Raw genomic sequence first — 25,680 nt, 5'->3', positions numbered from 1 at the left:
TAAAGTATAATAATCCCGATGTATTGTATCTATTTTAATTTACCAAAAACCTTAAATGTATCCCAATAGATGTCTATCGCTTCATCCAGTTCCTCTTTATTCAAATAGGTTGGCTTCTTTATGCCGTAGGTGTCTATAAAAAGATCTGACATCACAGAGATACTTTTGGAAGGATAGGTAAGATAATGCTTGATGGATGCCTTGACATTCTTCTCTCCGCTGTACATCAGCAAATAACGTTTGAACATTTGCTGCAAAGAAGTAGGTAGCTCCTGATGACAGGCAACACAGTTTCGTTCATAGGCATTCTCAGCCCATAGCAGACTGCAAGAGATCAAACTCAAAACGATTATTTTTTTGATCATACCCTTACCCCTTTCCATCTCAATATCATCGTTGTGCCTTCCCCTACTTTTGAATGTACTTCTATTTTTAAACCGGATTCATCTATGATCTGTTTTACAATACTCAAACCTACACCAAAGCCACCTTCACTTTGATTAAAACGCATATAGCGGTCGAACATAAAAGGAATTTTATCTTCCGCAATACCAACACCGGTATCTGATATACTTAACATATTCTCTTGAAGGATGATCGTTATTTTTCCACCGCGTTTATTATATTTTATAGCATTTGAGATCAAATTATCTATGATCCTTACAAATTTTTGTCTCTCCATAAAAAGAGTAGCATGCTGAAGATGCAGATCAAATGTAATATGTTTGGATCTTGCCAAAATATCAAAATACTCCACTCTGTTCTCTAAAACAGGCTTAAGAGCTATATCTTCCTCTACGCTCTTCTTCTCCTGCTCCAGAGTCATATAGGTCAGATCTTTATAGAGAACTGAGACTGTTTTTGCTGCAATATTGATACGTTCAAGTTTTTTCTTATTCTTGTCGATCATCACTGCGGTATCCATCATCTCAATATTTGCCAGTATCGCAGAGAGCGGTGTGTTTAGTTCATGGGTTGTATCTTTAATGAACCGGTCAAGCAACATAATGGAATCACGCATCGGTTTTAAAAAGAGTTTTGCCAGAAAAAGACCAAACAACATAAAAAATAAAAAGGCGAACAGTCCGTATCCTATGATATTTTTCCATATTTCATTTCTCCAATTACCATCATCTTTCACTTCAATAATCAGATATTTGGTTCCAAGATAGTACTCATCCAAGCTTTTTACAAAATGAATATATTTTTTATTTTGCGTAATATATATCTCTTTATCAAAGTGTTCAGGTTCATTTTCCAACAGTGAAAAAATCTGCATATACTCTATATCATAAATAGCACTTTTAAAACGAGGATCTCTGGGATACTTTGTTCTTTCGTCAAAATAGTGGTGCAGTACTTTAAGTCTTTTAGTCTGGATGTAAGCATATTTGGAGAGTTCAGCACGTCTCTCTGCCAGCATCAGCTTTTCCTGTGACTGATAATAAAACAAAGCGATCAGTGTGATCACAAAAATAATGATGGTCACATAAAGTGCCAGAAATCTTAGAAGGGATTTCTTCTCACTTTTCAGTACGGAATTTGTAGCCTTGTTTTTTGATACTGACAATTCTTTCTTTCCCTATGATCTTTCGAAGATTCTTAATGTAGGTACGAAGTGCTGTATCACTAGGCTCTTCATCATAATCCCACAAATGTTTGTAGATACGTTCATGTGCGATGATCTCTCCCTCTGTTTTCATAAAGAGTTTTAAAAGTCTTGATTCCTTATTTCCAAGGGAAACAGTTTCTCCATCGATTATGAGTGTATTGTTCTTAATATCATAAGCAATATTTTTGGAGATCTGTATCAACTCTTTCTGTTCATGAAAAAAACCACGCTTAAGCAGTGTTTCTACACGTATCAACAACTCTTTGAGTGCAAACGGTTTACGAATATAATCATCACATCCACTCTCAAATCCACGTTCAAGATCATCTACAGAGTCCATGGAAGTAATATAAATGGCAGGAGCCACTACACCCTCTTGGCGACTCTCTTTAAGTAGATCAAGCCCGTCAATTCCCGGAACATTGATATCTAAAAGCAACAGATCATATTTACTTTCATAAAGTTTTTCCTGTGCCTCATATCCATCATAGACCGAAACAACATCATAGCCCTGTTCTTCAAGAAACTCGGTAACCGTTTCATTAAGATTCGAATCATCTTCCAGTAATAATATTTTACTCATTCCATCACTTTATTTATATATATTGTTTCACCCAGTTTTGCAAGCGACCGACACTAAGTGCACCACTTATACGATCAATTTCTTTACCATTTTTGAACATAATGAGTGTGGGGATACTCTGTATTCCGTACTGCGCACCCAAAGCCTGCTGCTCTTCAGTGTTGACTTTCAAAAACTGTGCCTGAAGAGGCATGCTTAAAGCAGCCTCTTCAAATGACGGAGCCATCTGTAGGCAGGGACCGCACCATGGTGCCCAAAAGTCTACCACCACAGGGATCTCAGAATTAGCCAAAAACGTACCGAGTTTAGCACCATCAACCGAAACAGGCTTGCTGTCAAGCAGTGATTTTTTACAGGCACCGCAGTTTGCTTTGGTATAAGACTCTTTTTTAGGAATACGATTCACTTTGAGACAATGTGGACATACAACATTTACATTCATGAAAAACCTCCAGCTATTTATTTTTCTTAGGTATTATAGCAAAGATACAGATGAAAAAGTTAATAATAATTAAATCACTCCTGAAGTGGGAACTTTAGTCCCACTCAAAGGTAAATAAAAGACAGAGGTGGAACTAAAATCTCCACTTCCAAACAAAAGGACTAAAATGGCAAAAAGAGAACTCATAGTCGGCGGCGGATGTTTTTGGTGTACAGAAGCGGTCTTTGAACTGCTTAAAGGGGTGAGCGATGTGGAAAGCGGCTATGCCAACGGGCATACTGATAACCCAACATACAGAGACATATGTACAGGCGAGACAGGACATGCTGAAGTTATAAAAATCACTTATGATGACAGTGTCATTACAGTAGACACACTCTTGGACATATTCTTTATGGTACACAACCCTACGACACTCAACCAACAAGGTGCAGACAGAGGTACGCAGTACCGCTCTACCATCCTCTACACAGATGAAGAGACCAAGGAAGCAGCCGAAGCCGCACTAGAAGCCGCACAAGCCGACTACTCTGACCCTATAGTCACCACCATAGAACCCTTAAAATGCTACTACAAAGCAGAAGCCTATCACCAAGACTACTACAGACAAAACCAAATGCAAGGGTATTGTATGGCAGTCATACCACCGAAGTTAACAAAGTTGAAAGCGAAGTTTGGGAAGGAGATGATATAGTAGACTATTTCTCTGCCAACGGGTTATCACTTCTCTTTTTTACCCTTCGCTCCTGTTCTTCAGAAACATTGGGCTGTGAAAACTCTACTTTTCCTGCAATAATACATCCTTTGCATCCGGGTTCACACACATGATGCAGCTTCATACACCACTCTTTGATCTCGCCGTTTTGCCCCATAAACTGGCAACCCCATCCACTAGCCATTACTCATACCTTATCTCAAATCCATCTGTATTAAACTGCGCATCATCAAGGATCTCATACTTTATATCTTCAACACTGCTTAGAGGTGAACCCTCTTTGAGTATCTGCATAAAAGTATCGAACTCGTCATCAAACACTTCTGCTACCACTTCCACCGTACCGTCAGAAAGATTTTGGATATATCCTTTGAACTGCTTTTTCATTAATGCCTGCGCAGTAAACTTTCTATAATAGACATGCTGAACTCTTCCTGAAATTATAAACCGATACCACTCCATATTTATACCCTGCACTCATCTTTCAAATTCTGAAGGAATTCAAGGATACGCTGTTGAAACAGCCACTCTTCCTCATCCTCTTCATCTGTACACTCTTGAAGTTGCCTGAGTACTTCCATATCGATCTTCGTACAGAAACGCTTTACCTCTTTTGTCTCTTTTGCAACGATCTGAATAAGATGTTCAAAATCAAGCCCGTTACGGTTAATGATCTTGTTATGGTATTCATTTACCGTATCTATCAAAAGTTCAGCACGTTCCTGATCATCACTATAGATGGAGTGGGCTATCTCTTTGAGTTTCTGCTTTTCACACTCATCTATCTCACCATTTGCAGAGACCATCAGTGTCAACAGTTTTGCTCGAAACTCCAGCGAACTGTTATGGTAGATCAAAAACTCTCTGAACATTTTGATAAAACGACGCTTGAAAGCTTTATACATAAATATTTTCCTTGGTATGATACGAATTAACACCATTTTAACAAAAAAACACTATAGTTATATAATTTTTCCATCAAAGAGACATATAAATGAATAATATTGACCTTGTCATTATCCTTAGTACTGCTTTTTTAGGCAGTGTAGGACACTGTATCGGGATGTGTGGAGGTATTGTCGTTGCCTATAGTTCAACAAAAATAGATCACAGCAGTTCATGGGGACGACAGACCATTTCACACCTTGCCTACAATTTTGGACGTGTCACTACTTATACCGTTTTAGGAGCCATGTTCGGACTCCTTGGACGTGCCATCGCGTTCACACCTACCACCAAAGGAGTGCTTTTTCTTCTTACAGGGATGCTTATGGTGCTTGCAGGACTCTCTTTACTGGGAAACCTCAAATTCCTCAACTCTGCAGAATGGTCTGTTTCCAAACAAGGGTGGTTCCAAAACAGTTTTAGAAAACTCATAGGAAGCAAATCTTTACAAAGTTTCTATCTTTTGGGGATGCTTAATGGCATCATCCCTTGCGGACTGGTCTACTCTTTTGCCATCTTTGCTGCAAGTACAGCAAGTCCTCTGTGGGGTGCTATTGTCATGGCTACTTTTGGACTGGCGACCATCCCTGCACTCTTCTTCCTGGGTACTGTGACCAAATTTCTTCAAAAAGGAAATTTGCGCGGTACCATGATGAAACTGGCAGCCATGCTGGTAGTCTTCTATGGGGTTTACACACTATATAAAGGATACCAGTTCGTAGCTCATCCTAAAGAGACCCAGGAGATGATCAACAGTATGCGTTCAGGCAGTATCAAAAGTAAACTGGAAGGAAAATGCGGGGGTATGAAATGTGCTCCAGGGAAATGTGGTTAGCAATATCTCCTAGCCATAAAATATCCAATAAATATACTTGCCCAGGCATTACCAATATATTAACCTAGTGTTACCAGATAGCTATGTTTACAATTTATCAAAAAATAGTTTCAAAAATCTATTATACATTTAATTCATATGTGTATATAATTGCGTTAAGCTAAACTTATCGTGAGATAGGGACAGAAAGCCACGGGTCTTCTTATGAGATAGCCGAGTTGCAGATGACTAAAATAATGATATTTATCTGTTATGCAAGGAAGCTGATCAAAAGATGGAATTTATAGACTTTTTTGGAATATACTGGCTTATAATCAAATATTTAATCTATTTTGCAGCTATTATTATTTTACTCAGCAGTTTAGATGACTTTTTTATTGATTGTTATTATTGGATCCGTCGTGTATGGCGTAAAATAACTGTTTATAAAAAACATCCACCCTTTAATGTGAACGAACTTTACAAAAATGAAGAAAAACCCATTGCCATTATGGTACCGGCGTGGCAAGAGACCGGTGTTGTTGCAGAGATGGCCGCTTTGGCAGCATCAACATTCGAATATTATAACTATCATATTTTTATCGGTACCTACCCTAATGATCCTGATACGCAAGCAGAAGTCGATCAGGTGGTCAATCACTATCATAACGTACATAAAGTCGTGACGCGTGACCCGGGTCCTACCAGTAAATCTGACTGCCTGAATAATGTGATTGAGCAGATCTTTGCATTCGAGAAGACACATAACATTGAATTTGAAGCTTTTGTTTTGCATGATGCAGAAGATGTGATCCATCCCTTGGAATTGAAGCTTTTTAACCATTTGTTGGGAAAAGGAAATGACCTCATACAGGTACCTGTTGTTCCGTTTGAGCGAAAATGGTATGAATTTACAGCGGGTCACTATGAAGACGAATTTGCTGAGACGCATGGAAAAGATATGCTGGTACGAGAAAGTATCTTGGGGTTTGTTCCCAGTGCCGGTGTGGGTACAGCATTGAGTCGTAAAGCAATCAAAAAACTCATAGAATTGCATGATGGAGAAGTATTTATTTTAGGGACACTCACGGAAGACTACAATCTTGGATTTGAACTTTTCAGAGAAAATATGAAGCTTATCTTTGCCAGAGTACCGGTTACAATTGAATATACTGCCAAAAATGCTTTTGGCAAGCCTGTGACTCGCAAGAAAGAAGTACTTGTTGCCGTAAGAGAGTTTTTCCCATCCACTTTTTCTACTGCCGTGAGACAAAAATCAAGATGGATCATAGGGATCGTTTTTCAAGGCTGGAAAAGCATAGGGTGGAATTATCCCGGTTTGGCAACAAAATATATACTTTTTCGTGACAGAAAAGCTATTTTCACAAATTTGGCAAATTTACTGGCATATTTTTTAGTTTTGAATGTGTTGATCATGATGTTCTATGCAAAAATGACCACCGATACATGGTGGTATCCTGAGCTTGTACCACCTGGCAGTTTCCTTTGGATACTGCTTATTCTTAACGCATTTTTTCTTTTAAACCGTATTGTACAAAGAATGTATTTTACCTATTTGAATTTTGGTGTGAGGGGTGCATTACTGAGTGTACCGAGGATCATTTGGGGAAATATTATTAATATTTTTGCCATGTGGCGGGCAACAGTTCAAGTTTTAAATATCAAATCCGGTGTAAACAATCTCTCTTGGGATAAAACAACTCATGACTTTCCTGTCAATACTACTTTAAGTATGCGATTGGGTGAATTGTGTTTAGAACATAATCTGCTGGATCATACCGAACTGGATAAAGTACTTGAGGAACAAAAAGTGACACATAAGCCATTGGGAATGCTATTGATGGAAAAGGGCATACTTAATGAAGAAGACCTGACAAAACTTCTTTCCATTCAAAATGATCTCGAATATATCGATGTCCGAGCAGATGAGCTTGACCACAGTGCGATCAACAAAGCAGATCCGTATATCTTGTTGGAACATGACATACTGATCTTAAAAAAACACAACGGCATACAACCTTTTGTTTCATCAGGACAAGTCGTTAATGTTGTTGTGGACAAATGTGAAAGCGTATTGAAAAACAACATTGAACTTTTCATTACAAAATCAAGTACCATTGAGTCCTTGCAGCATCAAACACTCTTTAAAGATTTAAGTATGGATGAGTTCAGGCAGTTGAAGATGATCCTGAAACATAAAATGCTTCCAAAAAATATCATGCCTCAAATTTTGTCTCATCGTGAGCAAACAGGTGATGACCTTATAGCCAGTTGCCAGTATTTTGGTTTTCTGCCTGCAGGTCAGTTGCAAAGGATCTATATATGAAACTTCTTAAAGTAGCAGCTTTATTATGTTGTACTACAGTTTTACATGCCAACTTTGTAACTGAAACAATAGACAATATGGGAAATAACCTTAAAGAATACAGAACTTATCCCCGTATGGAAAAAGCAAAAAACTTTATTGCAAAAGGTGAGCTGAACAAGGCAAAAAAATTACTGGAAAAGGTTTTGGAAATTGACAGTTCCAATCCTGAAGCTTCAAAAATGTTGGTTACTTTATGTCTGCAAAAAAAGGATTTCAGCTGTGCAAAACGTTATGTTCATACTGTTAAACCTGTGCTATATGCCAAATATTATGAAATTAATTTACTCTATGGTCAAAAGAAATATGCAGAAGCATATAAGCTTGCTTCATCGATTTCGGATGATTCAGCTTTAAAGAAAGAGGAAAAATTTCAAAAAGATATGATACTGCTCAAGTCAGCTATATTATCGAATAATAAACAAGCTGTAGAAAAATATTTACCTTTAATACTCCATACTTCAAAAAATACAACATGCCATCCGGAAACTTCAAATATCATAGCATTGTTGTTGGAGAAAAAGATGTTGGATGAAGCGACACAGGAGATCTCCTCTTATTTGAAAAAATGCAAAAAAGATGTTCATTTGAATAAAAAACGTATCATCTGGGCTGATATACTTAGAGACAATGGTCGTATGAAAGAGGCACTTAGGATCATCAATACTATGGATGACTCCATCCAAAAATACGAACAGCAGATGTTAATTTTCATAAAGAATGAAAAGTTCAAAAATGCGGCAGAAACAATGGGAAAAATTTACCACTCTAACCCAAATCTTTCCAACAGGAAACGCTTAGTATACCTTTATGAAAAAGCCGGCATGAAAGATAGGATAAAAGCACTTTATACGAAAGAGTATCAGGCTAGCAAAGACGCCGGTGAGCTGAAAAAACTGCTCTATATGAATAAAGAGCGTGCTGAATCATTTAAGATCTTAAAACAGTATTATCCGTATCCGGGACTTAGCAAAGACGAAAAATTCAATTTCTCCTCAAGACTTATTGAAAAATATGCACAAATGGGAAATAAACGAAATAAAATCCTGACTATCCTCGATGATCTGTCTGCATTGAAAGATCTAAATCCAAAGCAAAAAGCATTTATCAGCTATCAGTACCATAGAGAAAACAGTAATGCCAAAGCCATACGCATCTTGGAAGCATTGTATGCAGTGAATCCAACAAAAGAATACAGAAAGAGATTACTTTTTTTATATGATGAGACCAAAGGATATACAAAGCAGAAGGAATTACTTTTGCTAGCAAATGCAAGCAGCATATGTGACAGAAATCTTATTCTTCCGCTTTTGGACATAAAACAAAAATCCAGGCGTGTGTTAAAACGTCTTGAGTTGGATTATCCTTTTAACTGTTTAGCAGGCAAAGAGAAGCTCAATGCTATGATGACACTTTTAAGAAATGCCCAAAAGAGAGGAAATATTCATAAAGTCAAAAAAATACTTACAGATATGAGCCAGATGAAAAAACTTTCAAAAAAAGAGCTTTTGACACTTGCTTATGAATTCGGTAGATACAAGGAGTATGGTGTATCAAATAAAATGCTGAGCAGAGTGCTGAAAAAAGATCCCAGAAATTTTGAAGCACATAAAATTATTGCAGAAAATTATTATGCAACAAGGCACTACAGCCAGGCACGTCACTATTTTCAGAAAGCCTATAAACTACATCCAAACGCGTATGAGTTGGCCAACGTATTGGGAGAACTGTATAGTAGAGATAAGGCATATAAACAGGCACTATACTACTGGGATCAATATTTACAACATAAGCATTCAAAACAAATCATCTTAAAAGCAGCCAAGCTGGCGTTACTAATGGATGATGCAAAGAGAGCCAGAGGATACCTCTCCGGACTGTCTGGACCGGTTGTACGTCATGAAAGTGAATACTATACGCTTAAAGCAAAATTGGCTGAACTGAAAAATGATAACAGCCAGGCACTTGCCTATTACCAGAAAGCTTTGAAATATGGGAAGAACAATACAGATACTCTTTATCGCTATGCCAATTTGCTTGCCAAAGAAAAAAGATATAAAGATGCAATCACCTACGTTAAAAAGATCATCCCGCATACCAGAGATAAAGCAAAGTATTATGCCCAGATCGGATATTGGTATCAAAAGTACGGTAAAGATAAAGAAGCTGCCTTAGCATTTAAAAAGTCTTTAAAATATCAGAAAGATCCCCAATATTATAAAGCACTCGGGTACAGTGAAGTTAAGCTGAAACATCATGAACATGCTCTGAATAGCTTCAAACGATCCCTGGATCTTTTGGAGAAAGAAGGTACAGGTACAGCATCAGAGAAATATAACTTAAAAAGAAGTATCAAATATATGGAGGACTCTTTTACAGGTTATTTTGCTTATGTAAGCAGCAACAGAGCAGTGGGTAATGTTTCACCGATCATCACTGATGATACTATAGGAGGCTATTCAGCGCTTAGATTAAGTTATACACCTCGTTCCTATACAAATAGACTACAATTCTATCTCAATACAGCAGTAGGTATAAAAAATAAAAACATCACTATGGCTGAGGGAACAACACAACCCAGTATAGGGGTATCTTATCAGGTAACAAATAACACGATGATCATAGTCTCAGTAGAAAAACTGATTAAAGGCGCTTCAAAGAGCAGAGATGATGTATTGGCACGTGTAAGTGGAAAATTCTTTGATGACTATAGTTTTGATCCGGCACTCAAAAACAAATGGTTTAAAAGTCTTTATATTGATATAGCATATTTCTTTGACCATAATTCTTACCGTTTCTATTCAAAATATGAACAGGGATATATGCAAAAAATAAATTATCAAAATGCCTGGATGCCATATATCAGTGCAAGTATCGCTTATGACAATGATAATGGTACTAAGAAAAGTATGTATAATTATGACATTGGTCTGGGGCTTTCCTACCTGTTCTGGCTGGATGAAGAGAAATACAGATCTCATGCCTATACAGGAAGAGCCAGTGTAGAAGCACGAAAAGCCTATAAAACCAATTACAAAAATGATGACCAAATACAAATGATGCTTGAGCTTTTATTTTAACGGTATGGAAATATGAAATTCTTTTTAACCTTTTTGTTTTCTCTGTTTTTCTTCGCCAATGCGCAACAACCGGGAAAATCGATAATGTATCAACCCCAGGAAAAAGATTTTATCTATCCAAACTGGGAATCAAGATTTAAACTTCTTTCCCAACAAGGTTTTAAAACAGTGATTATTCAGTGGACAAGTTATGGTGCACACCGTTTTTATGAAAAACATCCTTACTGGATCGGAAACATTCTGAAATATGCAAAACAATACAAAATCGGGCTCATCTTTGGTCTCTATGCCGATCCTGAATATTTTAAAAAGATCGAGAAAAATAGAACAGATATTAAAATCTATCTAAAAAAGTTATATCGTATCAATATAGAAACAGCACGAACATTATCTCTTCAACTTGATAAGGATGAAGCTTTTAAAGGTTGGTACATTTACGATGAGATCAATGATGAAGCATGGCAAGACAATATACGTCATAAAATCCTAACAGATTATCTGCATCAACTTGATCATGCTTTGGACGCCTTGACACCTAACAAAAAAATTATGATCTCAGCATATTTCTCAAACAAAACAGCACCGGATGCATATGCAAAGTTGCTCAATACCGCACTTCCTGAAAAATGGATACTTTTGCTGCAAAGCGGCGTAGGTGCAGGATTGGTCACACCGCAAAAATGTCAAACATATTTCAAGGTCTTTTCAAAAGTATATGATCATCAGTGGTTTCCCATTATCGAACTTTTTTCTTTTAGAGGGAAAATACCTAAAGCCAATTATGACATTTATCTAAAACAGCATAAGTGTAGCAATAAGAATAATGTACTTTTTTCATGGAGATATTTTTTTAATAAAGATTTTCTTCAACATTATATTAAATAAAATATAGTCAGCTACATTAAAAATTAAATCTAAAATAAAAGAGTATTGGTTTCTACGAATAGCGCTTTACCGTTAAAATGAATAGTAATATTTAGGTATGTACAAAATTTATTTTGCTATAATAAGCAATGCTAAACTTATCGTAAGGTAAGGACAGAAAGCTACGGGTCTTCCTGCAAGATAGCCGGGTTGCGAATGAAAGCAATGCCGGGTTATCTATTTTTCTTAATTAATCTCTTTCATTGCTTACCATCTTTAACTCACAAGGAGTAACGTATGCTAAAATATATTGCTAAACTATATGTGATACTGGGGATAGTCTTTTTATCGACGCTTACAGCATCCTCTCACCCACACAAGGGTCATCATCATATCAAACTAGCCAAACATACTAAAAAGCAAAAGGTCTTAGTTCTCTATGACAATGCCGGTCCCTATGGAGATACTGGGAAAACCCATGCCATTTTATTAAAAAACCTTTTAGGGCATTTTAATGTCAAGATCCGCATTGAACCTGTCACAAAATACAGATCAAAGCATATGAAAAATCAAAAAGCTGTCTTCTATCTTGGTACTACTTTTAATCCCTTAAATTACTATGCAGAAGGAAGTACAGAGAAAAATGCTTATTTAAGATTTTTCAAAGATGTAGCAACCCGTAATAAAAATATTATTTGGATCAACTATAACCTGAACCTTTTAAAAAGTGCCTGGGATGCTAACCAATGGGGAAATACAACTATGGGTGAAAAATTCGGTTTCACCTTCCAATATACAAATCCTGCTATCAAATATAACAGAGTTAAATACAAAGATACGGAACTATATAAAGGTGTGATTCCTTTTGCAACACCTGGTGCCGATGTCTCATTGTGTTTAGATGAAGGAGACAATAGATATGCCTGTGCATTGGAACTAAACAGAGTTAATATTTTAGACAATAATAAAACAAAAGTATATGCAGAAGCATATTCTACCCTTCTTCCAAACAGAGCTCCAGACCCTTATATTATCAAAGGAAACCATTTCTGGTTTGTAGGAGACATTCCTTTTACATACATGTCAGAAGAAGACAGATATCTTGCCTTTTCGGATCTTTTACATGATATGCTGGGTATTTACCATAAAGAGTCTCATAAAGCAATCATGCGTTTGGAAGATGTTGATGCAAGGACAGATATCTATGATCTTCTTCATATTGCCAATTTAGCACGTGAGAAAAAAGTGAGGTTCTCTGTTGCTGCAATTTCACAGTATGAAGATCCATTCGGTATAGAGAATGACGGAATACCTACAACAATTAAAATTTCTGATTCTATTGTAGGGGAGATATTATCTGATCTATATTCAGAAGGATTGATCGATGTGGTCGCACATGGATTTACCCATCAATACGGAAATATACAAAATCCATATAATGGATTATCGGGAGATGATTTTGAATTTATGAGAGTGGTTGAAAACAGTAATCTCTCTTATAGTTATCTTTCTCCTACAATGAATGATTCAGGTTTCTACGCTTATATGAGAATGTACAAAGCAAAGTCCATTTTAAAGCAACTTGGTATTAAAGCATTTGCATGGGAAGCTCCACACTATATGGCAGGTCCAAATCAATACAGAGCGATAAGAGAACTGTTCCCCGTGCAATATGCAAGAGTGCTTTACTATCCAAATGAAAACAGTAACGATATGACAAAAAAATATAAATTTGTTGGACAATTTTTCCCCTATATTATTAAACATGATATGTATGGCTCCACTATCATCCCGGAAAATATCCATAATATCGAAGATGCCCCAAATGCAGGATATCGAAAGCTTACACCTGCAGATACCATTCGTTTTGCCAAGAAATTAAAAGTAGTAAGAGATGGTATAGCAAGTTTCTATTATCATCCATATTTAGGAACAGATGACCTTGAGATGATTATAGATGGGCTTCGTAATGCAGGATATGATTTTGTCTCTGCACCATCACTGTTAAAGAAAAGAAATAATAAGAGGTAACCTTTTTATAAAACATGCAAGGGTTATTGAAAATTTGATAAAGTTATATCTAAATTGTGTTAAGCAAAAAAGTGATATACTAGGTAAACTAAGATTTAAAAAAAGGATAGAAAATGTCAAAAGTAGTAAAAGTTATTGAAGTATTATCTCAATCAAACAAATCATGGGAAGATGCAACTGCTAAAGCTGTCAAAGCTGCAAGTAAAAGTATTAAAGGAATCAAGTCTATCTATATTGTAGATATGAGTGCCAAAGTAGATGGAGACAAGATCGTCCAATACAGAATTAATGCAAAGATCTCATTCCTGATCAAATAAAACTTCCAGTATAGGCTTTTGCCTGTACAATCTGCTATAATCCCTTTTATGAATCACATTAAAAATTATGCTTATACCCACACCCCTTTACAATTCGACTTTAAACATACCATAGAACGTTTTTTCGTGGAAGAGATCCCTCTTTACAGTTTTACAGGCACGGGAAACTTTCTCATACTCAAGATCAAAAAAACAGATATGAGTACCTGGAAGCTTATTACTGTACTGGCAAAAGCTACGGGCTTGCAAGAACGTGACATTGGCTATGCAGGACTTAAAGACAAAAATGCCACTACCATACAGTATATCTCTCTTCCGAAAAATAGAGAAAAAGAGCTCAATAAAAATCTTACCACAGAGAAAATAGAGATACTGGAACGTACCTACAACAAGGCTCCCATTAAAATAGGACATTTAAAAGGAAATCAATTTTCTATTATTCTGCACAAAATCAATGAGAAAGATGCAAAGTTTTTCAATACCACAGCCAAAATGATGCAAAGCAAAGGGATACCAAACTACTACGGATACCAACGCTTTGGAGAAGACAGCCGTTCCTACCTTCAGGGAAAAGAGATAGCCATCAGCGGTAAAAAGCTTAAAGGGAGCAAAGAAAAGCTCCTTGTTTCTGCCTACCAAAGCCATCTTTTTAACAAGTGGCTTGGACAAAGAGTCAAACTCTCAACTATTATCAGCTCAAACAGTGTAGAGGATGCTGCTAAAAAACTCAAATATCCTAAAGAATTGGTAAAAGTATTGGCTAAACAACCCCAGATTTTCAAACTCTTTTTGGGGGATGTAGTGATGCCCTACCCTTATGGTAAGCTCAATTATGTCAAAGATATGTACCAAGCCTCACAAGCCTTTTTCCAAAAGAAATTAAGCCCAACTGGTTTATTATGTGGAGATCGGGCAGAACGTGCCAAATCAGATGCCTATCATTTGGAAGAACCCTATGATGACAGTGAACTCACTGCACTCAAAGGAGACAGACGCTTTGCCTGGATCTGGCCACAAAAAGTGGAGACCGAGTATGATGCCAAGAGTAAAAAACTCATCGTTGAATTTTACTTGCCCAAAGGATCATATGCTACAACATTTTTGGAGGAGATCGGAAAATTTTCTTTAAAAGAGGAGAAGTAACTATTTCTCTTCTTTATCTTTTCTAGGTATAAATTTACCACATCCTTTGTCCGGGGTACCACCAAAACTTTTTACTTCTCTTGCTGTGCCATCTTCATAAATGACTGTTCTTTGACACTTTGGTGCATCAACACACACTTCATTGCTACAACCTACATCTTCAGGTACTGCCATGGATTATCCTTCTTGTTTAAATTTGTCTGCATAATAACAAAAAAGGCTTAATAGAAATTTATTTTCGCCCTCGTTTGGACTTTTTATCTTTTTTTTCTGATTTTGGTTTGGCTGCATCATACACTTTAAAGCCATCACGTTTGGTAGTCTTACGCTTCTTGGTGCTTGAAAATGTCGTAGACTTTTTCTTCTTTTTACCAAAAGCCCCATCGGCTTTTTTATGCTCTTTGGGGTTTTTACGTGCACCCTTTTGTTTAACGTCTACTTTAGGCGCATAGCCCTCTAACTTCTCTTGGGGTATAGCTTTGCCCATGAGCTTTTCTACATCTTTGAGTGCTACCATCTCAGTAGGTGAGATGAGCGTCATAGCCAAACCTTTAGCCCCTGCTCTTCCTGTGCGCCCTATGCGGTGTATGTAGTCGCCTGTGACGTGTGGGATGTCGTAGTTCATGACCACTGCTAGGTTGGGTATATCCAAGCCACGCGCTGCAATGTCTGTGGCTACAAGTACACGTATCTTTCCTTCTTTAAAACCCTCTAAGGCTCTGGTACGCTCTCCTGAGCTTTTGCCCCCATGTATGACTGCTGTTTTAAGTCCAGAGAGGTTAAGCTCTTTTGTTACCTCGTCTGCCACCTCTTTTTTACGTACAAAGACCAAAACATGCTGATAGTTACGCGAGCCTATGAGGTAAGAAAGAAGCTCTGTCTTTTTCTCTTTCTCTACAGGGTAGACTATCTGCTCCACCGTATCTGCCGAAGTCCCCATACTGTCAACTTCTATGAGTTTAGGCTTAGTGAGTATCTGCTCTGCCAGACGCTTCACTGAGCCAGAGAGTGTCGCAGAGATGAGTACATTTTGGCGACGCTGTGGAAGATGCTGAAGTATCTTACTCACTTCATGTACAAAACCCATGTCCAAGATGGTATCAGCCTCATCAAGTACCAGGTAGTCCACAGACTCCAAATTGACATTTTTCTGATTAATATGCTCCAACAAACGCCCAGAAGTAGAAACGATGATATCCACCCCTGCCTTAAGTCTGTTCACCTGAGAAGTAAGATTGGCTCCACCATACAATACGATGCTTTTGAGTGGCAAATACTTCCCATACGCTTCGACTGAAGCCTCCACCTGCTTTGCGAGTTCACGTGTAGGTACGATGATGACTGCTTTGGGGTAGTGTTGCCCCTCCACAAAGTTACGAGAGAGTTCCTGAAGTATAGGCAAAGTAAACCCCGCCGTCTTCCCCGTACCCGTCTGCGCCCCCGCAATAATGTCAGCACGCGTAAACATCGCAGGGATGAGTGCTTTTTGTATGGGTGTAGCAGACTCATAGCCTTTGTCTTTAAGGGCTTTGAGTATCTTTTCGTCTAGTCCTAGTGTGGCTAAAGATGTTGTATTTTCGTGGGTTTTATCTGCCATAGGTAGCCTTGATGAATGTTTTTTGTATTGTAGCGAATTTTCGTAGTATGTATAATTTAGCTCATTCCCATAGTTTTATCTTTTTTTCTGTATTATAGTTTAGAAAAACTAGAGAGTATAAAAATATGGCATATTGTCATGTTTTTTGAATTTTCGTATGCATTCCCACTGAGGACGGATGGAAACTAGAAAAAGTTTATCTTGTTCCCATCCGTCCTTGGTGGTAACACATACTTAAATACATACCAGAAAAAATACCAAATACTAACACAAATTTAAACTTTCGTAGGGTGTTGTCCCATGACAACACCAACACTTCAAACGTCTATATAAAATCTAATTTTTTCATCATTCATATTTATGGTGTTGTAAGGGTACAACACCCTACGAATTTTGAACCATCAGAACATATCCAATATCAATCTAAATTCAAATCCGATTTTTCAAGACGACGATTGAGCTTCATCTTCTGTTTGGCTACTTCACGCATATCTGCATGAGAGTCGCTCTCATCCATTATCTCTACACCCAAGATGGTCTCAACACAGTCTTCAAGTGTCACGATGCCCTCTGTTTGGTCGTAAGAGTCCTGTACAAGAAACATATGCTCTTTCTTCTTGATGAATAGGTCTAATGCCATAGAAACAGGGATATTTTCATTGATTTTATAGATGTCTTTTTGTATGCTATTGAGAGTTACTGTATCGTCTTGTAGCGCTTGTTTAAAGATTTTCTTTGCCATCACAATACCAGTAATGTTTTCAATGCTTTCAGCAAATACAGGTACACGTGAGAATTTAAAAATAGCAGGTTCATTCTCTACAATATCTTTAATACTTCTGTTGCCATCAAGGGCAAAAACGACTGTTCTAGGTGTGAGTATTTCTTCTATCTTAATACTGTCTAGCATCAAAATATTTTCGATAACATCTGACTCCTGTTCATCAAGTACACCCTCATCTTCACTCATGAGAGTAGACTCGATGAGCTCTTCACGTGTAAGGCTCATACCTTCATCATCTTTTTTGATACGATTGGTTACAAAAAGAGTCATAAGAATGATCGGATAGGTAATCCATATAAAAAAACGAATCACGTAGGCTGCTATAGGTGCCAACTGTTTCCAGTATGTCGCTCCTATGGTTTTAGGAATAATTTCTGCAAAAAATAAAATAGCAAAAGTCAATACTACCGAAACCCAAAATACAGCACTTGAGCCAAAGACATGCTCTGCCTGAGCACCTACTGCTGCAGCACCCAAAGTATTGGCGATAGTATTCAAAATGAGTATGGAGGCGATAGATTTATTGATATTGGTTTTATGCGCTTTAAGTAACTCCCCTGCTTTTGGTTTCTCTTTTTCCAATACAGAGATATAAGGCATATTGACAGAAAGCAATACTGACTCCAAAACAGAGCAGATAAACGAAATAACCACTGCGGCTAAAAAATATAAAATTAACAAGTCCATTAAAGTAAAACTATCCTTTTAAAGTAAAATGAGGGTTGCCAGACCGAGAAAACTGAAAAATCCCACAACATCCGTGATCGTAGTCAAAATAACTGTACTTCCGATAGCCGGATCAATATTGAATTTTTTAAGCAACAACGGGATCATTGAACCAAAAAAACCTGCACTGAAGAGGTTAATGACCATCGAAAGTGCAATCACAACACCAAGCATCCCCTTATCAAACCACAAAGCAGCAATAATACCTATGATTATAGCAAAAATAAATCCATTTACAAGGGAGAGTATCACCTCTTTTTTAATGGTACGATACGCATCGTTTTTGGCAATCTCTCCCAAAGCAAGCTGACGCACAACAACCGTCAAACTTTGTGTACCGGCATTTCCTCCCATAGAAGCTACAATAGGCATAAGAACAGCAAGTGCTACATAGGACTGTATCGTACCTTCAAAGATGCCTATGACCAAAGAAGCAGCGATCGCAGTAATCAGGTTGATACCAAGCCATATTGCCCGTGCTTTACCAGCTTTGAACAGATCATCATCTTCTTCTGCATCATCACTAACTCCGGCGAGGTTATACATCTGATCGGTTGCATGTTCGCTGATAACATCATAAATATCATCTGAAGTAATACGCCCAAGCAAAACATCATAGTCATCTACTATCGGCATAGAATTCAGATCATATTCATGGAACTTTTTAACAACCTCTTTAATATCATCATGATCATGACCAACAACCGGCTTATATTTTTCAGGATTCTTTTCTATGTTCTCCTGCAGTGTTTTGTCAAAATCAAAGACAAGCAGATTATCCAGTCCGACACCATACCTCAGTATATTTTTCTTATCTGTCACAAAAAGATAATTGACATTTTCAAGCTCATCTTTTCTTCTTAACTCGGCAAACTCTTTAATGACATCATTGACGGTCTGATCCAGCTTTGCCGTGTAGACTTCCACCTGCATATAGGCACCGGCTTCATTTTCGTCATACTGCTTCAGTTGAAGAATATCTTTCTGGTCTTCTTTATCCAGCTGATCAAAAACCTCTTTGGCAATATTCGTATCAACCTCTTCAAGTTCCTGAATAAAGTCTGTCTGGTCATCAGACTCCAATTCAGATACAGATTCAGCGATCTCTTCAGGGGTAAAAGATTCAACAACATCTTCAAAATATCTGTCAGGCAGTTCAAGTGCTACATCTGCAATAAGCTCTTTTGGAATAGCTTGAACCGCTTCATCAAAATTCTTTTCATTAAGATCTTTAAGAAGATTTGCTATCTCCGAGGGGTGCAGTTCATCATGCGAATGTGCATTTAAATATTGTGTAAGTTTATCCATACTGTTCCCCCTAATAGTTATTTTGTAGCATTATACTTGAATTTATTGAATATAGGAATAAGAGAAATATTTCAAGACAATAAAGGGTTGAGATCCCCTTATTTTAAATATTATACATCACACTTTTTAGTAATGATACAGAGTGGACAGAAGTTAGTAAGTCCCGCAATAAGTGGGATAGCTCCAAGGTAAAACCATTGGTTACCGCTATATACACCATAACCGATAAGTGCCGAACCCAATACGATTCTAAATGGTCTACATACTTTTCTGATCTTATTGACATCCATAGTTGTTTCCTTTAAAATATTTTTGACACTATACTATAGATAGCTTATATAATAATTAATAGATATTTTATCTCAGTATGTATTCACTTTACATGATCTTTGTATCTTTAACAGAAACTACTTTTTTATTCTCTATTTTCAAGATACGATCACACAAAGGGAGCATTGCTTCATCATGTGTAACCATAATGACAGCTACTTTTTGGTCTAGTGCTATCTTCTTGAGCATTTTCACCACATCGACTGACCGCTTAATATCCAGTGCTGCGGTAGGTTCATCTGCCAGAATGATCTCCGGCTTGTTTGCCAATGCTCTGGCAATTGCGACACGTTGGTTCTGCCCTCCTGAAAGAGAACTGGGCATACTCTTTGCCTTATCTGCAATATCGAAATAATCCAGAAGTGCCATCGCCTCTTTATGAGCTTCTTCTTCTGATACACCGTTAGTTTGTGGCACAAGTGTGACATTCTCAATAACATTCAAAAAAGGAATAAGATAGTGTGCCTGAAAAATAAATCCTATCTTTTCACGACGTATTCTACGGGTCTCTTTGGTCAGCCATTTATTGTCATAAACTTTTTCCTCTCCCAGCCAGATTGCACCACTTGTCGGCTCTTCAACACAACCTATCATCATTAATAACGTTGTTTTACCTGCACCGCTTGGTGCAATAAGAGCAACCAGCTCACCCTTGTCGACTTGAAAATCCGCACCCTCAATAACACGTACCAAGGTATCACCCTCTCCAAAATGTTTATACAGCCCTTCTACGCGTATTGCATTTTCTGCCATATCAGCCTCCTATTGCCGATGCGGGATCAGCTTTGATCACTTTACGAATACCTGCCAGCGAAGCAAGAATAGAAGCGGCGATCACAACAACAAAGAGCATCCATGCATCGGGCATCTCCAACACTACCCGCTTTGGAAATTTGCTGTAGATGAGATGGGCAAAGATATTAGCAAACATGAATGCCAATACTCCCATAAGCAGTGTCTCCTGTACGATCATTTTAATGATCATACTGTTGGGTAAGCCAATCAGCTTCATAATAGCAATTTCTTTGATCTTTTCCAACGTCATTGTATAAATAATAAGTGCAATAATAATCGTCGATACCACCACCAGTATCACGGTAAACATCCCAATCTGTTTGGAAGCCATCTTGATGAGATTTTTTGTCAGAAGTGTTTTCTCTTCCTTTGCAGTATAGACACTTTTATGTTTCCATTGCCGTATTTCATTGGCTACATGATCCACGTTGTAACCTTTTTTGACTGTTGCAACAACAGCATTGATCATATGTGAATTCAATGCTTTTATACCTCTTTCCCTGTCATTTCTTGTCCGTGAATTTGAATAAAGAAACTGCAACTCCTGTGCATCTTTTAGACTTAGATACACTAAAGGATCACCTCCCGATGAAACCGTACCGTGTGTGATACCTACAACCCTATAAAGATCTCTTCCCAACAGTACTTTTTCACCAAGCTTGAAACCTGTTTTATCTGTAACAACCATTTCATAGTGACTACGCTGCAATCCTCTGCCCTCAACAAGTCTTTCCTTGTTGACAGGGTCGATCTCACCAAAAGGATCAAACCCGACAGCAAAAACCCTCACTTCACTCCCGTTTAGAGGCAATTGCAGATTTTGAAAGGTCAGTCCTTCTGATTTTGCAACTCCATCTGTAGCTTTAATAGTATTTTTAAGATCTTCATGCAGCCGTGAAGGCTCGGCAAAGGGTCCGAGTGTATTTTCCTGTACTACCCAGAGGTCAATTTTGAGATCATCCAAAAGAACCTTGGCATCAATGATCATTCCCCTGTAAACACCGATCATAATGAGCACAATACCCAAAAGCATTCCAACCCCCATGGAAGTCACAATAAACTTTCCTAGTGTATGGGCAATATCTTTTTTGGCAAGATTGATCATCAGTGTACGTCCACACCCTCTTTAAGGGGTTTTTTCTTTTCTGAACCAATCAATATTTTAGTATGGTTAGCTAATCCTGTTATTGCAGCCTCACTATGTCCTCTGCCCAGTACTTTTACCGGTACAAAATGTGCTTTCCCAGAGTCCTCTGTCCAGACACCTGTTTTTTCTTTATAGTAAGCCAAAGCCTTCAGTGGTACTTTAACCACATCTTTATAGGTCTTCGAAGCAATACGCACTTCTGCCTGTTCATTGATGTAAAATGGCATGGGTAAGGTGTCAAAAGCTACATTTACTTCTCTCTCCTGGGTTACAGCATCACTCTGTGCAACGATCCTTTTTACAGTACCTTTGAAATATTTTTCATATTGAGAACGCAAGGTAATATTCGCTTTTTCTCCTACTTTGACACTGCCACTTATCTTTTCATCTATGTATGCATTGACCCATACATCTTTGGGATCCACAATTTTTAAAATAGGCTGTGAAGGCAGTACGGTCTGTGCTACCTGGGCACTACGTGCGATAACAACTCCGTCAACTGGTGCATATATCTTATAGCGTGCAAGTTTTTGCTTGAGGGCTTCTACTGCTTTTTGTGTTCTTTCTACTTCCATTTTGGCTGATCTAATATGTGCATTTGTTACTGATATTTGTGCTTCGATCACATCAAGATCAGCTTTGGCTTTGTCATACTCTGCTTTGGATACAAACGACTGTTTTTTAAGCTTTACATAGCGGTCATAGGTGATCTGTGCCAAGTGTTTCTGTGCAAAGAGGCTCTTCAACTCTTTCTTGCTTGCAACCCATTCCAAATTGGATTTTCGCATAGATAGGTTTGCTTCATCAATAAGCTGAGGAATATCTACACTGTCTATGGTGATCAGCAGATCTCCTTTTTTAACCCATTTCCCTTCATCAGTCAAAATAGAAAGTATTTTTCCTCCGGTCTGTGCGGTAATACTGTATATGTACTTTGCTCCCACATTCCCAATGCCAAACACTTCAACAGAGAGATCACCTTTTTTGGAAATAGCTGTCTCATAAGTGCTTTTGGGAATGTATATTTTTTTATAAAAAAGTATTCCCCCCAATAAAAGCAACACAGCAACAAGCATATACTTCAATAATTTTTGCATTAGATCTTTCCTTTTAAATATTCAATTCTATCTATAGCCAAACTACGGGAATAATAGGCTTCCAATACACCCAATTGTGCATTTAATACAGCTGAAGTACTATCCAGTACTTCTATATATGTAGCCAATCCCTCTTTATATCGTGCCCTCAACTCTCTTTGTGCACTTTTTGCTGAAGTTACCTGTACTTTTTTTGCCCTGATCGTTTGACTGTAACGTTTAATATCTGTCAACAAGGCACGCAACTCTTCTTTCAGTGCCAAGGTATCTGAAGCTTCCTGCTCCTGTGCGATCATTGTAGCTATATGTGCTTTCTGCTCCAGTGCACCCAATCTTCCTCCGCTATAAAGAGAGACATTGTAATTCACCCCTACATAATCGGAGTTATATTGGTTCAGAGTATCAAAACGGTCATAAGATGCGACAAGGTCAATACTCCCGAAATGTGCAGATTTCGCAGACTTGTGTAGCAAACGGTTCTTATGGATATTCAGTCGATCTTTTTTCACTTTGTAATTATGTGCAAGCACTTTGCGTTCCGTATTTTTATGTACTGTGTATTTCTGCTTCAAGGCTTTGCTTTGGAGTTTAACAGAAGTATGGATCTCTCTGCCCATATAGAGAGAAAGAGAGATCTTTGCTTTTTCAAAAGCGGCTCTGGCGATAGCAAGACTGTCTTTTGCTGCATACACAGCAGAGAGAAAGCGGTTGGCATCAGCATGGGTCTTAAGCCCCTGTTTGACTAACGCCTTTGCCTGTGCATAGAATGCTTTTTTTGCTTTAAGGTCTTGGCTTCTGACAACAATCGCTTCACGCTGCACAACCAGAAGTGCATAAAGTGATTTCACTTTATAGCCTAACAGTGCTTTTACCTCATCCAGTGAAAGTTTGGCAATATCTGTATCTATCTTGCTCGCATCAACAAGGGAAGAAGTCTTGGAAAAATCCCATACTTTCTGATGCAGAGTAACTCCGGCATGCAAGCTTCTTTCATTCACTGTATGAAAACTACCGTTAACAGGAAGCGCAAATGTTTGCGTTGGAGCATACGTAGCCGAAAGATCAACTTGAGGAAGATAGTCGGCATAGGCTGCATTATAACCCTGCTCTGCCTGCTGTATGCGTAGTATAAATGTTTTTACATCCGGATGATGTGCCAACGTACTGTCTATGGCTGTTCGCAGTGTCAGTGTATGGGCATATAGCTCTTGCATACCCAACAGAGATAAAAGAAGTACCGATTTTTTTAAATATTGTTTTACCATATATTTCAAATCATCCCTTTATAGAATTTCTAGTGAAATCATACTGCTGCAATATGAACTTAATATGAATTTATTATCTACCATTACTTACCTTTATTTTGATGTGCATAAATAACAATAGCAACAAAAACACCACCCTGTACCACACCCAAGATAACTTCAGAGATAACTGCAATCATGGCCGGAAGCGTCTGGGGTATCCAGTCTCCTGAACCTAATGTAGTAAAGGTCACAGTTGAGATATACATAGAAGTAACAAAACTATGTTCATGAATGGCAGTAAGATTTTGGGGGCTAAACTGTGCACTCAAGTGAAAAAGGGAAAAAACATCAAATATGTTAAATACAGCGGCATAGTACACAATAGTTATCACAGTAACTTCCAAATAAAGAAGTACAATTTGTACCAACGCAAGGTGTACATGATTCTTTGTACGACTGAAAATATAGACTGCCGTATCAAGCATAGCAAAACGGGCGATGACAATATAAAGAATATTTGCAATGAGTATCTGCTCACGGTGCAAGGCAAACCATTCAGGTTTTATACTATGTAATGCCAGTTCCAGAAGTAATGGTATCAACACCATAGGCAAAATAAGAAAAGCCATTTTTTCACTGTGTATAAAACGGTTTTCTCTTTGCATAAATTTTGTTAACATACTACTCCTTCTCTAGAAGCACTTTTTCAAATGCTTCTGTTATGCTTTCAGCCTGTACAAGTCCTTCGAGAAATATCTCTCCATCTAGTACCAGTGTCGGGTCTTTCATCACACCTTTTTCAACTGCTTTCAATGTGTCATATTCATATCTGAATTCTACACGCAAAGGCAAGTGTTTGATAGCACAGCTCAGCCGTTTGGAAAACTTTGCCGTTGAAACTTTGTCTCCGTAGAGTACAGCATGAAAAAACGGATATTCCGTTTTTTCTGCATTGAGTACTTCGCCGTGCTGCATGCTGTGACAGGCTTCATTCATCATTGTATATATTTCTCCAGAAGGGCATTCAATTCATCCGGGCTCAAGATACCGACATGTCGGAAAACTTCTCTGCCTTTACCGTCAAGTACGATCTGTGTCGGGATCATCTGTATTTTCAGTTTGAAAGCGGCTTCTCGCTCCTTTTTAACATTGACAAAGTAGATGGGGTATGCCGGATGTTCCTGTCTGACCGTGTAGAGCAGTTTCCCCATGACCCGACAGCTTCGACAGCTGTCGGAACCCACTTCAAGAAATATGGCTTTGCCTGTACCTATCTGTTTTGAGACTTCCGCAAAAGCTGTCTCTTGCAACATCGGTCTATCGGCGGCATAAAGATTGTAGGTAAGTAAAACAATAACTAATACAACTATTTTTTTCATTATTTTTTTCCTGTCTATTTTATCTGCTTAGTAATCTGATAAAGGTATTCATGTATATCAAAATATCCTATCATCGCTTCAAACATCATACGCCAACACAGTTCCATACACAAAAACATGGTGGAGAACATCATCCAAAAGATGATTTTTCCATTGGAAGAGAAAGAAGCGTAAAACGTATGCAGTTTATCATTGATCTTTTTTACAAAAGAGAGATGTGCTATTAGGTAATCTTTGAACACATACAAGACAACAGGCATAAGCACCGCGCCGATATAATAAAAAAATATCAATACATCCTGTGTGATAAATGTATTGAAAGTGAGTATATCCTGCAT

The 25,680-nt window shown here is 37.8% G+C and carries 28 protein-coding genes and 2 riboswitches; of the genes, 8 read left to right on the top strand and 20 right to left on the bottom strand.

The features are described 5' to 3' along the window. Positions 1–29 precede the first annotated feature (29 nt). Genes MVE01_RS03705 through trxC form a run of 4 tightly spaced genes read right to left on the bottom strand, consistent with a single transcriptional unit; the run spans position 30 to position 2,637 of the window. On the bottom strand, positions 30–365 hold the full coding sequence (locus MVE01_RS03705; protein WP_472560820.1) for a hypothetical protein: 336 nt from the start codon (positions 363–365) through the stop codon (positions 30–32). Beyond that, the gene (locus tag MVE01_RS03700) at positions 362–1,570 is read right to left on the bottom strand and encodes a sensor histidine kinase (RefSeq protein ID WP_472560819.1); all 1,209 of its coding nucleotides are present in this window, start codon (positions 1,568–1,570) and stop codon (positions 362–364) included. Before MVE01_RS03700 ends, MVE01_RS03705 begins: the two co-directional genes overlap by 4 nt. Further along, on the bottom strand, positions 1,524–2,195 hold the full coding sequence (locus tag MVE01_RS03695; protein WP_472560818.1) for a response regulator transcription factor: 672 nt from the start codon (positions 2,193–2,195) through the stop codon (positions 1,524–1,526). The genes MVE01_RS03700 and MVE01_RS03695 overlap by 47 nt, the downstream gene beginning before the upstream one ends. Before the next feature lie 13 nt (positions 2,196–2,208). Continuing rightward, complete coding sequence (trxC, locus tag MVE01_RS03690) at positions 2,209–2,637, bottom strand: thioredoxin TrxC (protein WP_472560817.1); 429 nt, start codon at positions 2,635–2,637, stop codon at positions 2,209–2,211. Between the two features lie 166 nt (positions 2,638–2,803). Here trxC and msrA point away from each other — a divergent pair, with 166 nt between their 5' ends. Beyond that, positions 2,804–3,331, top strand: a complete 528-nt coding sequence (gene msrA, locus MVE01_RS03685) for a peptide-methionine (S)-S-oxide reductase MsrA (protein ID WP_472560816.1) — start codon at positions 2,804–2,806, stop codon at positions 3,329–3,331. A gap of 4 nt (positions 3,332–3,335) precedes the next feature. On the opposite strand, the gene MVE01_RS03680 is transcribed toward msrA, so the two are convergent. From MVE01_RS03680 to MVE01_RS03670, 3 genes are read right to left on the bottom strand one after another with little or no spacing between them, the layout of a single operon-like run. After that, the gene (locus MVE01_RS03680) at positions 3,336–3,536 is read right to left on the bottom strand and encodes a hypothetical protein (protein WP_472560815.1); all 201 of its coding nucleotides are present in this window, start codon (positions 3,534–3,536) and stop codon (positions 3,336–3,338) included. Next, positions 3,536–3,814, bottom strand: a complete 279-nt coding sequence (locus MVE01_RS03675) for an acylphosphatase (RefSeq protein ID WP_472560814.1) — start codon at positions 3,812–3,814, stop codon at positions 3,536–3,538. Before MVE01_RS03675 ends, MVE01_RS03680 begins: the two co-directional genes overlap by 1 nt. A 2-nt stretch (positions 3,815–3,816) precedes the next feature. Continuing rightward, the gene (locus MVE01_RS03670; protein ID WP_472560813.1) at positions 3,817–4,257 is read right to left on the bottom strand and encodes a hypothetical protein; all 441 of its coding nucleotides are present in this window, start codon (positions 4,255–4,257) and stop codon (positions 3,817–3,819) included. An 89-nt stretch (positions 4,258–4,346) separates the two neighbouring features. On the opposite strand from MVE01_RS03670, the gene MVE01_RS03665 reads away from it, so the two are divergent. The 7 genes from MVE01_RS03665 (at position 4,347) to truD (ending at position 14,932) form a co-directional block, all read left to right on the top strand. Beyond that, positions 4,347–5,132 carry a sulfite exporter TauE/SafE family protein gene (locus MVE01_RS03665; protein ID WP_472560812.1) on the top strand — a complete coding sequence of 262 codons (786 nt, stop codon included), beginning with the start codon at positions 4,347–4,349 and terminating at the stop codon, positions 5,130–5,132. Positions 5,133–5,281: 149 nt separating this feature from the next. Then, positions 5,282–5,358: riboswitch (cyclic di-GMP riboswitch) on the top strand. A 48-nt stretch (positions 5,359–5,406) separates the two neighbouring features. Next, positions 5,407–7,458 (top strand): glycosyl transferase family protein, encoded by a 2,052-nt coding sequence (locus tag MVE01_RS03660; protein WP_472560811.1) that lies wholly within the window; start codon positions 5,407–5,409, stop codon positions 7,456–7,458. Continuing rightward, positions 7,455–10,577, top strand: coding sequence for a tetratricopeptide repeat protein (locus tag MVE01_RS03655; RefSeq protein ID WP_472560810.1), 3,123 nt, complete (start codon positions 7,455–7,457; stop codon positions 10,575–10,577). Before MVE01_RS03660 ends, MVE01_RS03655 begins: the two co-directional genes overlap by 4 nt. Before the next feature lie 12 nt (positions 10,578–10,589). Continuing rightward, on the top strand, positions 10,590–11,462 hold the full coding sequence (locus MVE01_RS03650) for a DUF4434 domain-containing protein (protein ID WP_472560809.1): 873 nt from the start codon (positions 10,590–10,592) through the stop codon (positions 11,460–11,462). Between the two features lie 120 nt (positions 11,463–11,582). After that, a riboswitch (cyclic di-GMP riboswitch) is annotated at positions 11,583–11,659 on the top strand. Positions 11,660–11,738: 79 nt separating this feature from the next. After that, positions 11,739–13,472, top strand: a complete 1,734-nt coding sequence (locus MVE01_RS03645) for a DUF2334 domain-containing protein (protein WP_472560808.1) — start codon at positions 11,739–11,741, stop codon at positions 13,470–13,472. Positions 13,473–13,585: 113 nt separating this feature from the next. Continuing rightward, positions 13,586–13,789 (top strand): dodecin family protein, encoded by a 204-nt coding sequence (locus MVE01_RS03640; RefSeq protein WP_472560807.1) that lies wholly within the window; start codon positions 13,586–13,588, stop codon positions 13,787–13,789. 48 nt (positions 13,790–13,837) lie between these two features. Beyond that, positions 13,838–14,932: a tRNA pseudouridine(13) synthase TruD gene (truD, locus tag MVE01_RS03635; protein ID WP_472560806.1), complete on the top strand. Its 1,095-nt coding sequence runs from the start codon at positions 13,838–13,840 to the stop codon at positions 14,930–14,932. Here the strand turns inward: truD and MVE01_RS03630 are convergent, their stop codons facing one another. The 13 genes from MVE01_RS03630 to MVE01_RS03570 form a co-directional block, all read right to left on the bottom strand. Next, positions 14,933–15,106 carry a hypothetical protein gene (locus tag MVE01_RS03630; RefSeq protein ID WP_472560805.1) on the bottom strand — a complete coding sequence of 58 codons (174 nt, stop codon included), beginning with the start codon at positions 15,104–15,106 and terminating at the stop codon, positions 14,933–14,935. It abuts the gene before it with no gap. Positions 15,107–15,164: 58 nt separating this feature from the next. Continuing rightward, positions 15,165–16,529: a DEAD/DEAH box helicase gene (locus MVE01_RS03625; protein WP_472560804.1), complete on the bottom strand. Its 1,365-nt coding sequence runs from the start codon at positions 16,527–16,529 to the stop codon at positions 15,165–15,167. Positions 16,530–16,947: 418 nt separating this feature from the next. Beyond that, on the bottom strand, positions 16,948–18,000 hold the full coding sequence (locus MVE01_RS03620) for a CNNM domain-containing protein (RefSeq protein WP_472560803.1): 1,053 nt from the start codon (positions 17,998–18,000) through the stop codon (positions 16,948–16,950). Positions 18,001–18,018: 18 nt separating this feature from the next. Then, a complete protein-coding gene (gene mgtE, locus MVE01_RS03615) occupies positions 18,019–19,347 on the bottom strand; it encodes a magnesium transporter (protein WP_472560802.1) in 1,329 nt (442 codons plus the stop codon). A 110-nt stretch (positions 19,348–19,457) separates the two neighbouring features. Continuing rightward, entirely contained in the window at positions 19,458–19,637 is a 180-nt protein-coding gene (locus tag MVE01_RS03610) for a YgaP family membrane protein (RefSeq protein ID WP_472560801.1), read from the bottom strand. An 88-nt stretch (positions 19,638–19,725) separates the two neighbouring features. Further along, positions 19,726–20,430: an ABC transporter ATP-binding protein gene (locus MVE01_RS03605; RefSeq protein WP_472560800.1), complete on the bottom strand. Its 705-nt coding sequence runs from the start codon at positions 20,428–20,430 to the stop codon at positions 19,726–19,728. A gap of 1 nt (position 20,431) precedes the next feature. After that, the gene (locus MVE01_RS03600; protein ID WP_472560799.1) at positions 20,432–21,577 is read right to left on the bottom strand and encodes an ABC transporter permease; all 1,146 of its coding nucleotides are present in this window, start codon (positions 21,575–21,577) and stop codon (positions 20,432–20,434) included. Then, positions 21,577–22,716 (bottom strand): efflux RND transporter periplasmic adaptor subunit, encoded by a 1,140-nt coding sequence (locus MVE01_RS03595; RefSeq protein ID WP_472560798.1) that lies wholly within the window; start codon positions 22,714–22,716, stop codon positions 21,577–21,579. The genes MVE01_RS03600 and MVE01_RS03595 overlap by 1 nt, the downstream gene beginning before the upstream one ends. Then, positions 22,716–23,981: a TolC family protein gene (locus MVE01_RS03590; RefSeq protein WP_472560897.1), complete on the bottom strand. Its 1,266-nt coding sequence runs from the start codon at positions 23,979–23,981 to the stop codon at positions 22,716–22,718. Before MVE01_RS03590 ends, MVE01_RS03595 begins: the two co-directional genes overlap by 1 nt. An 83-nt stretch (positions 23,982–24,064) precedes the next feature. Further along, on the bottom strand, positions 24,065–24,643 hold the full coding sequence (locus MVE01_RS03585; protein ID WP_472560797.1) for an ion channel: 579 nt from the start codon (positions 24,641–24,643) through the stop codon (positions 24,065–24,067). 1 nt (position 24,644) lies between these two features. Then, positions 24,645–24,962 carry a thioredoxin domain-containing protein gene (locus MVE01_RS03580; protein WP_472560796.1) on the bottom strand — a complete coding sequence of 106 codons (318 nt, stop codon included), beginning with the start codon at positions 24,960–24,962 and terminating at the stop codon, positions 24,645–24,647. Continuing rightward, positions 24,959–25,342: a thioredoxin family protein gene (locus MVE01_RS03575; protein ID WP_472560795.1), complete on the bottom strand. Its 384-nt coding sequence runs from the start codon at positions 25,340–25,342 to the stop codon at positions 24,959–24,961. Before MVE01_RS03575 ends, MVE01_RS03580 begins: the two co-directional genes overlap by 4 nt. Before the next feature lie 14 nt (positions 25,343–25,356). Beyond that, positions 25,357–25,680, bottom strand: coding sequence for a DUF4282 domain-containing protein (locus MVE01_RS03570; RefSeq protein ID WP_472560794.1), 324 nt, complete (start codon positions 25,678–25,680; stop codon positions 25,357–25,359).

The organism is Sulfurovum sp. (assembly GCA_026990595.1).
In the GTDB taxonomy this organism is placed as follows: Bacteria; Campylobacterota; Campylobacteria; order Campylobacterales; family Sulfurovaceae; genus Sulfurovum.
The sequence above is the reverse complement of the archived record's forward strand: the minus strand, read 5'-3'. Positions and strand labels throughout refer to the sequence as shown.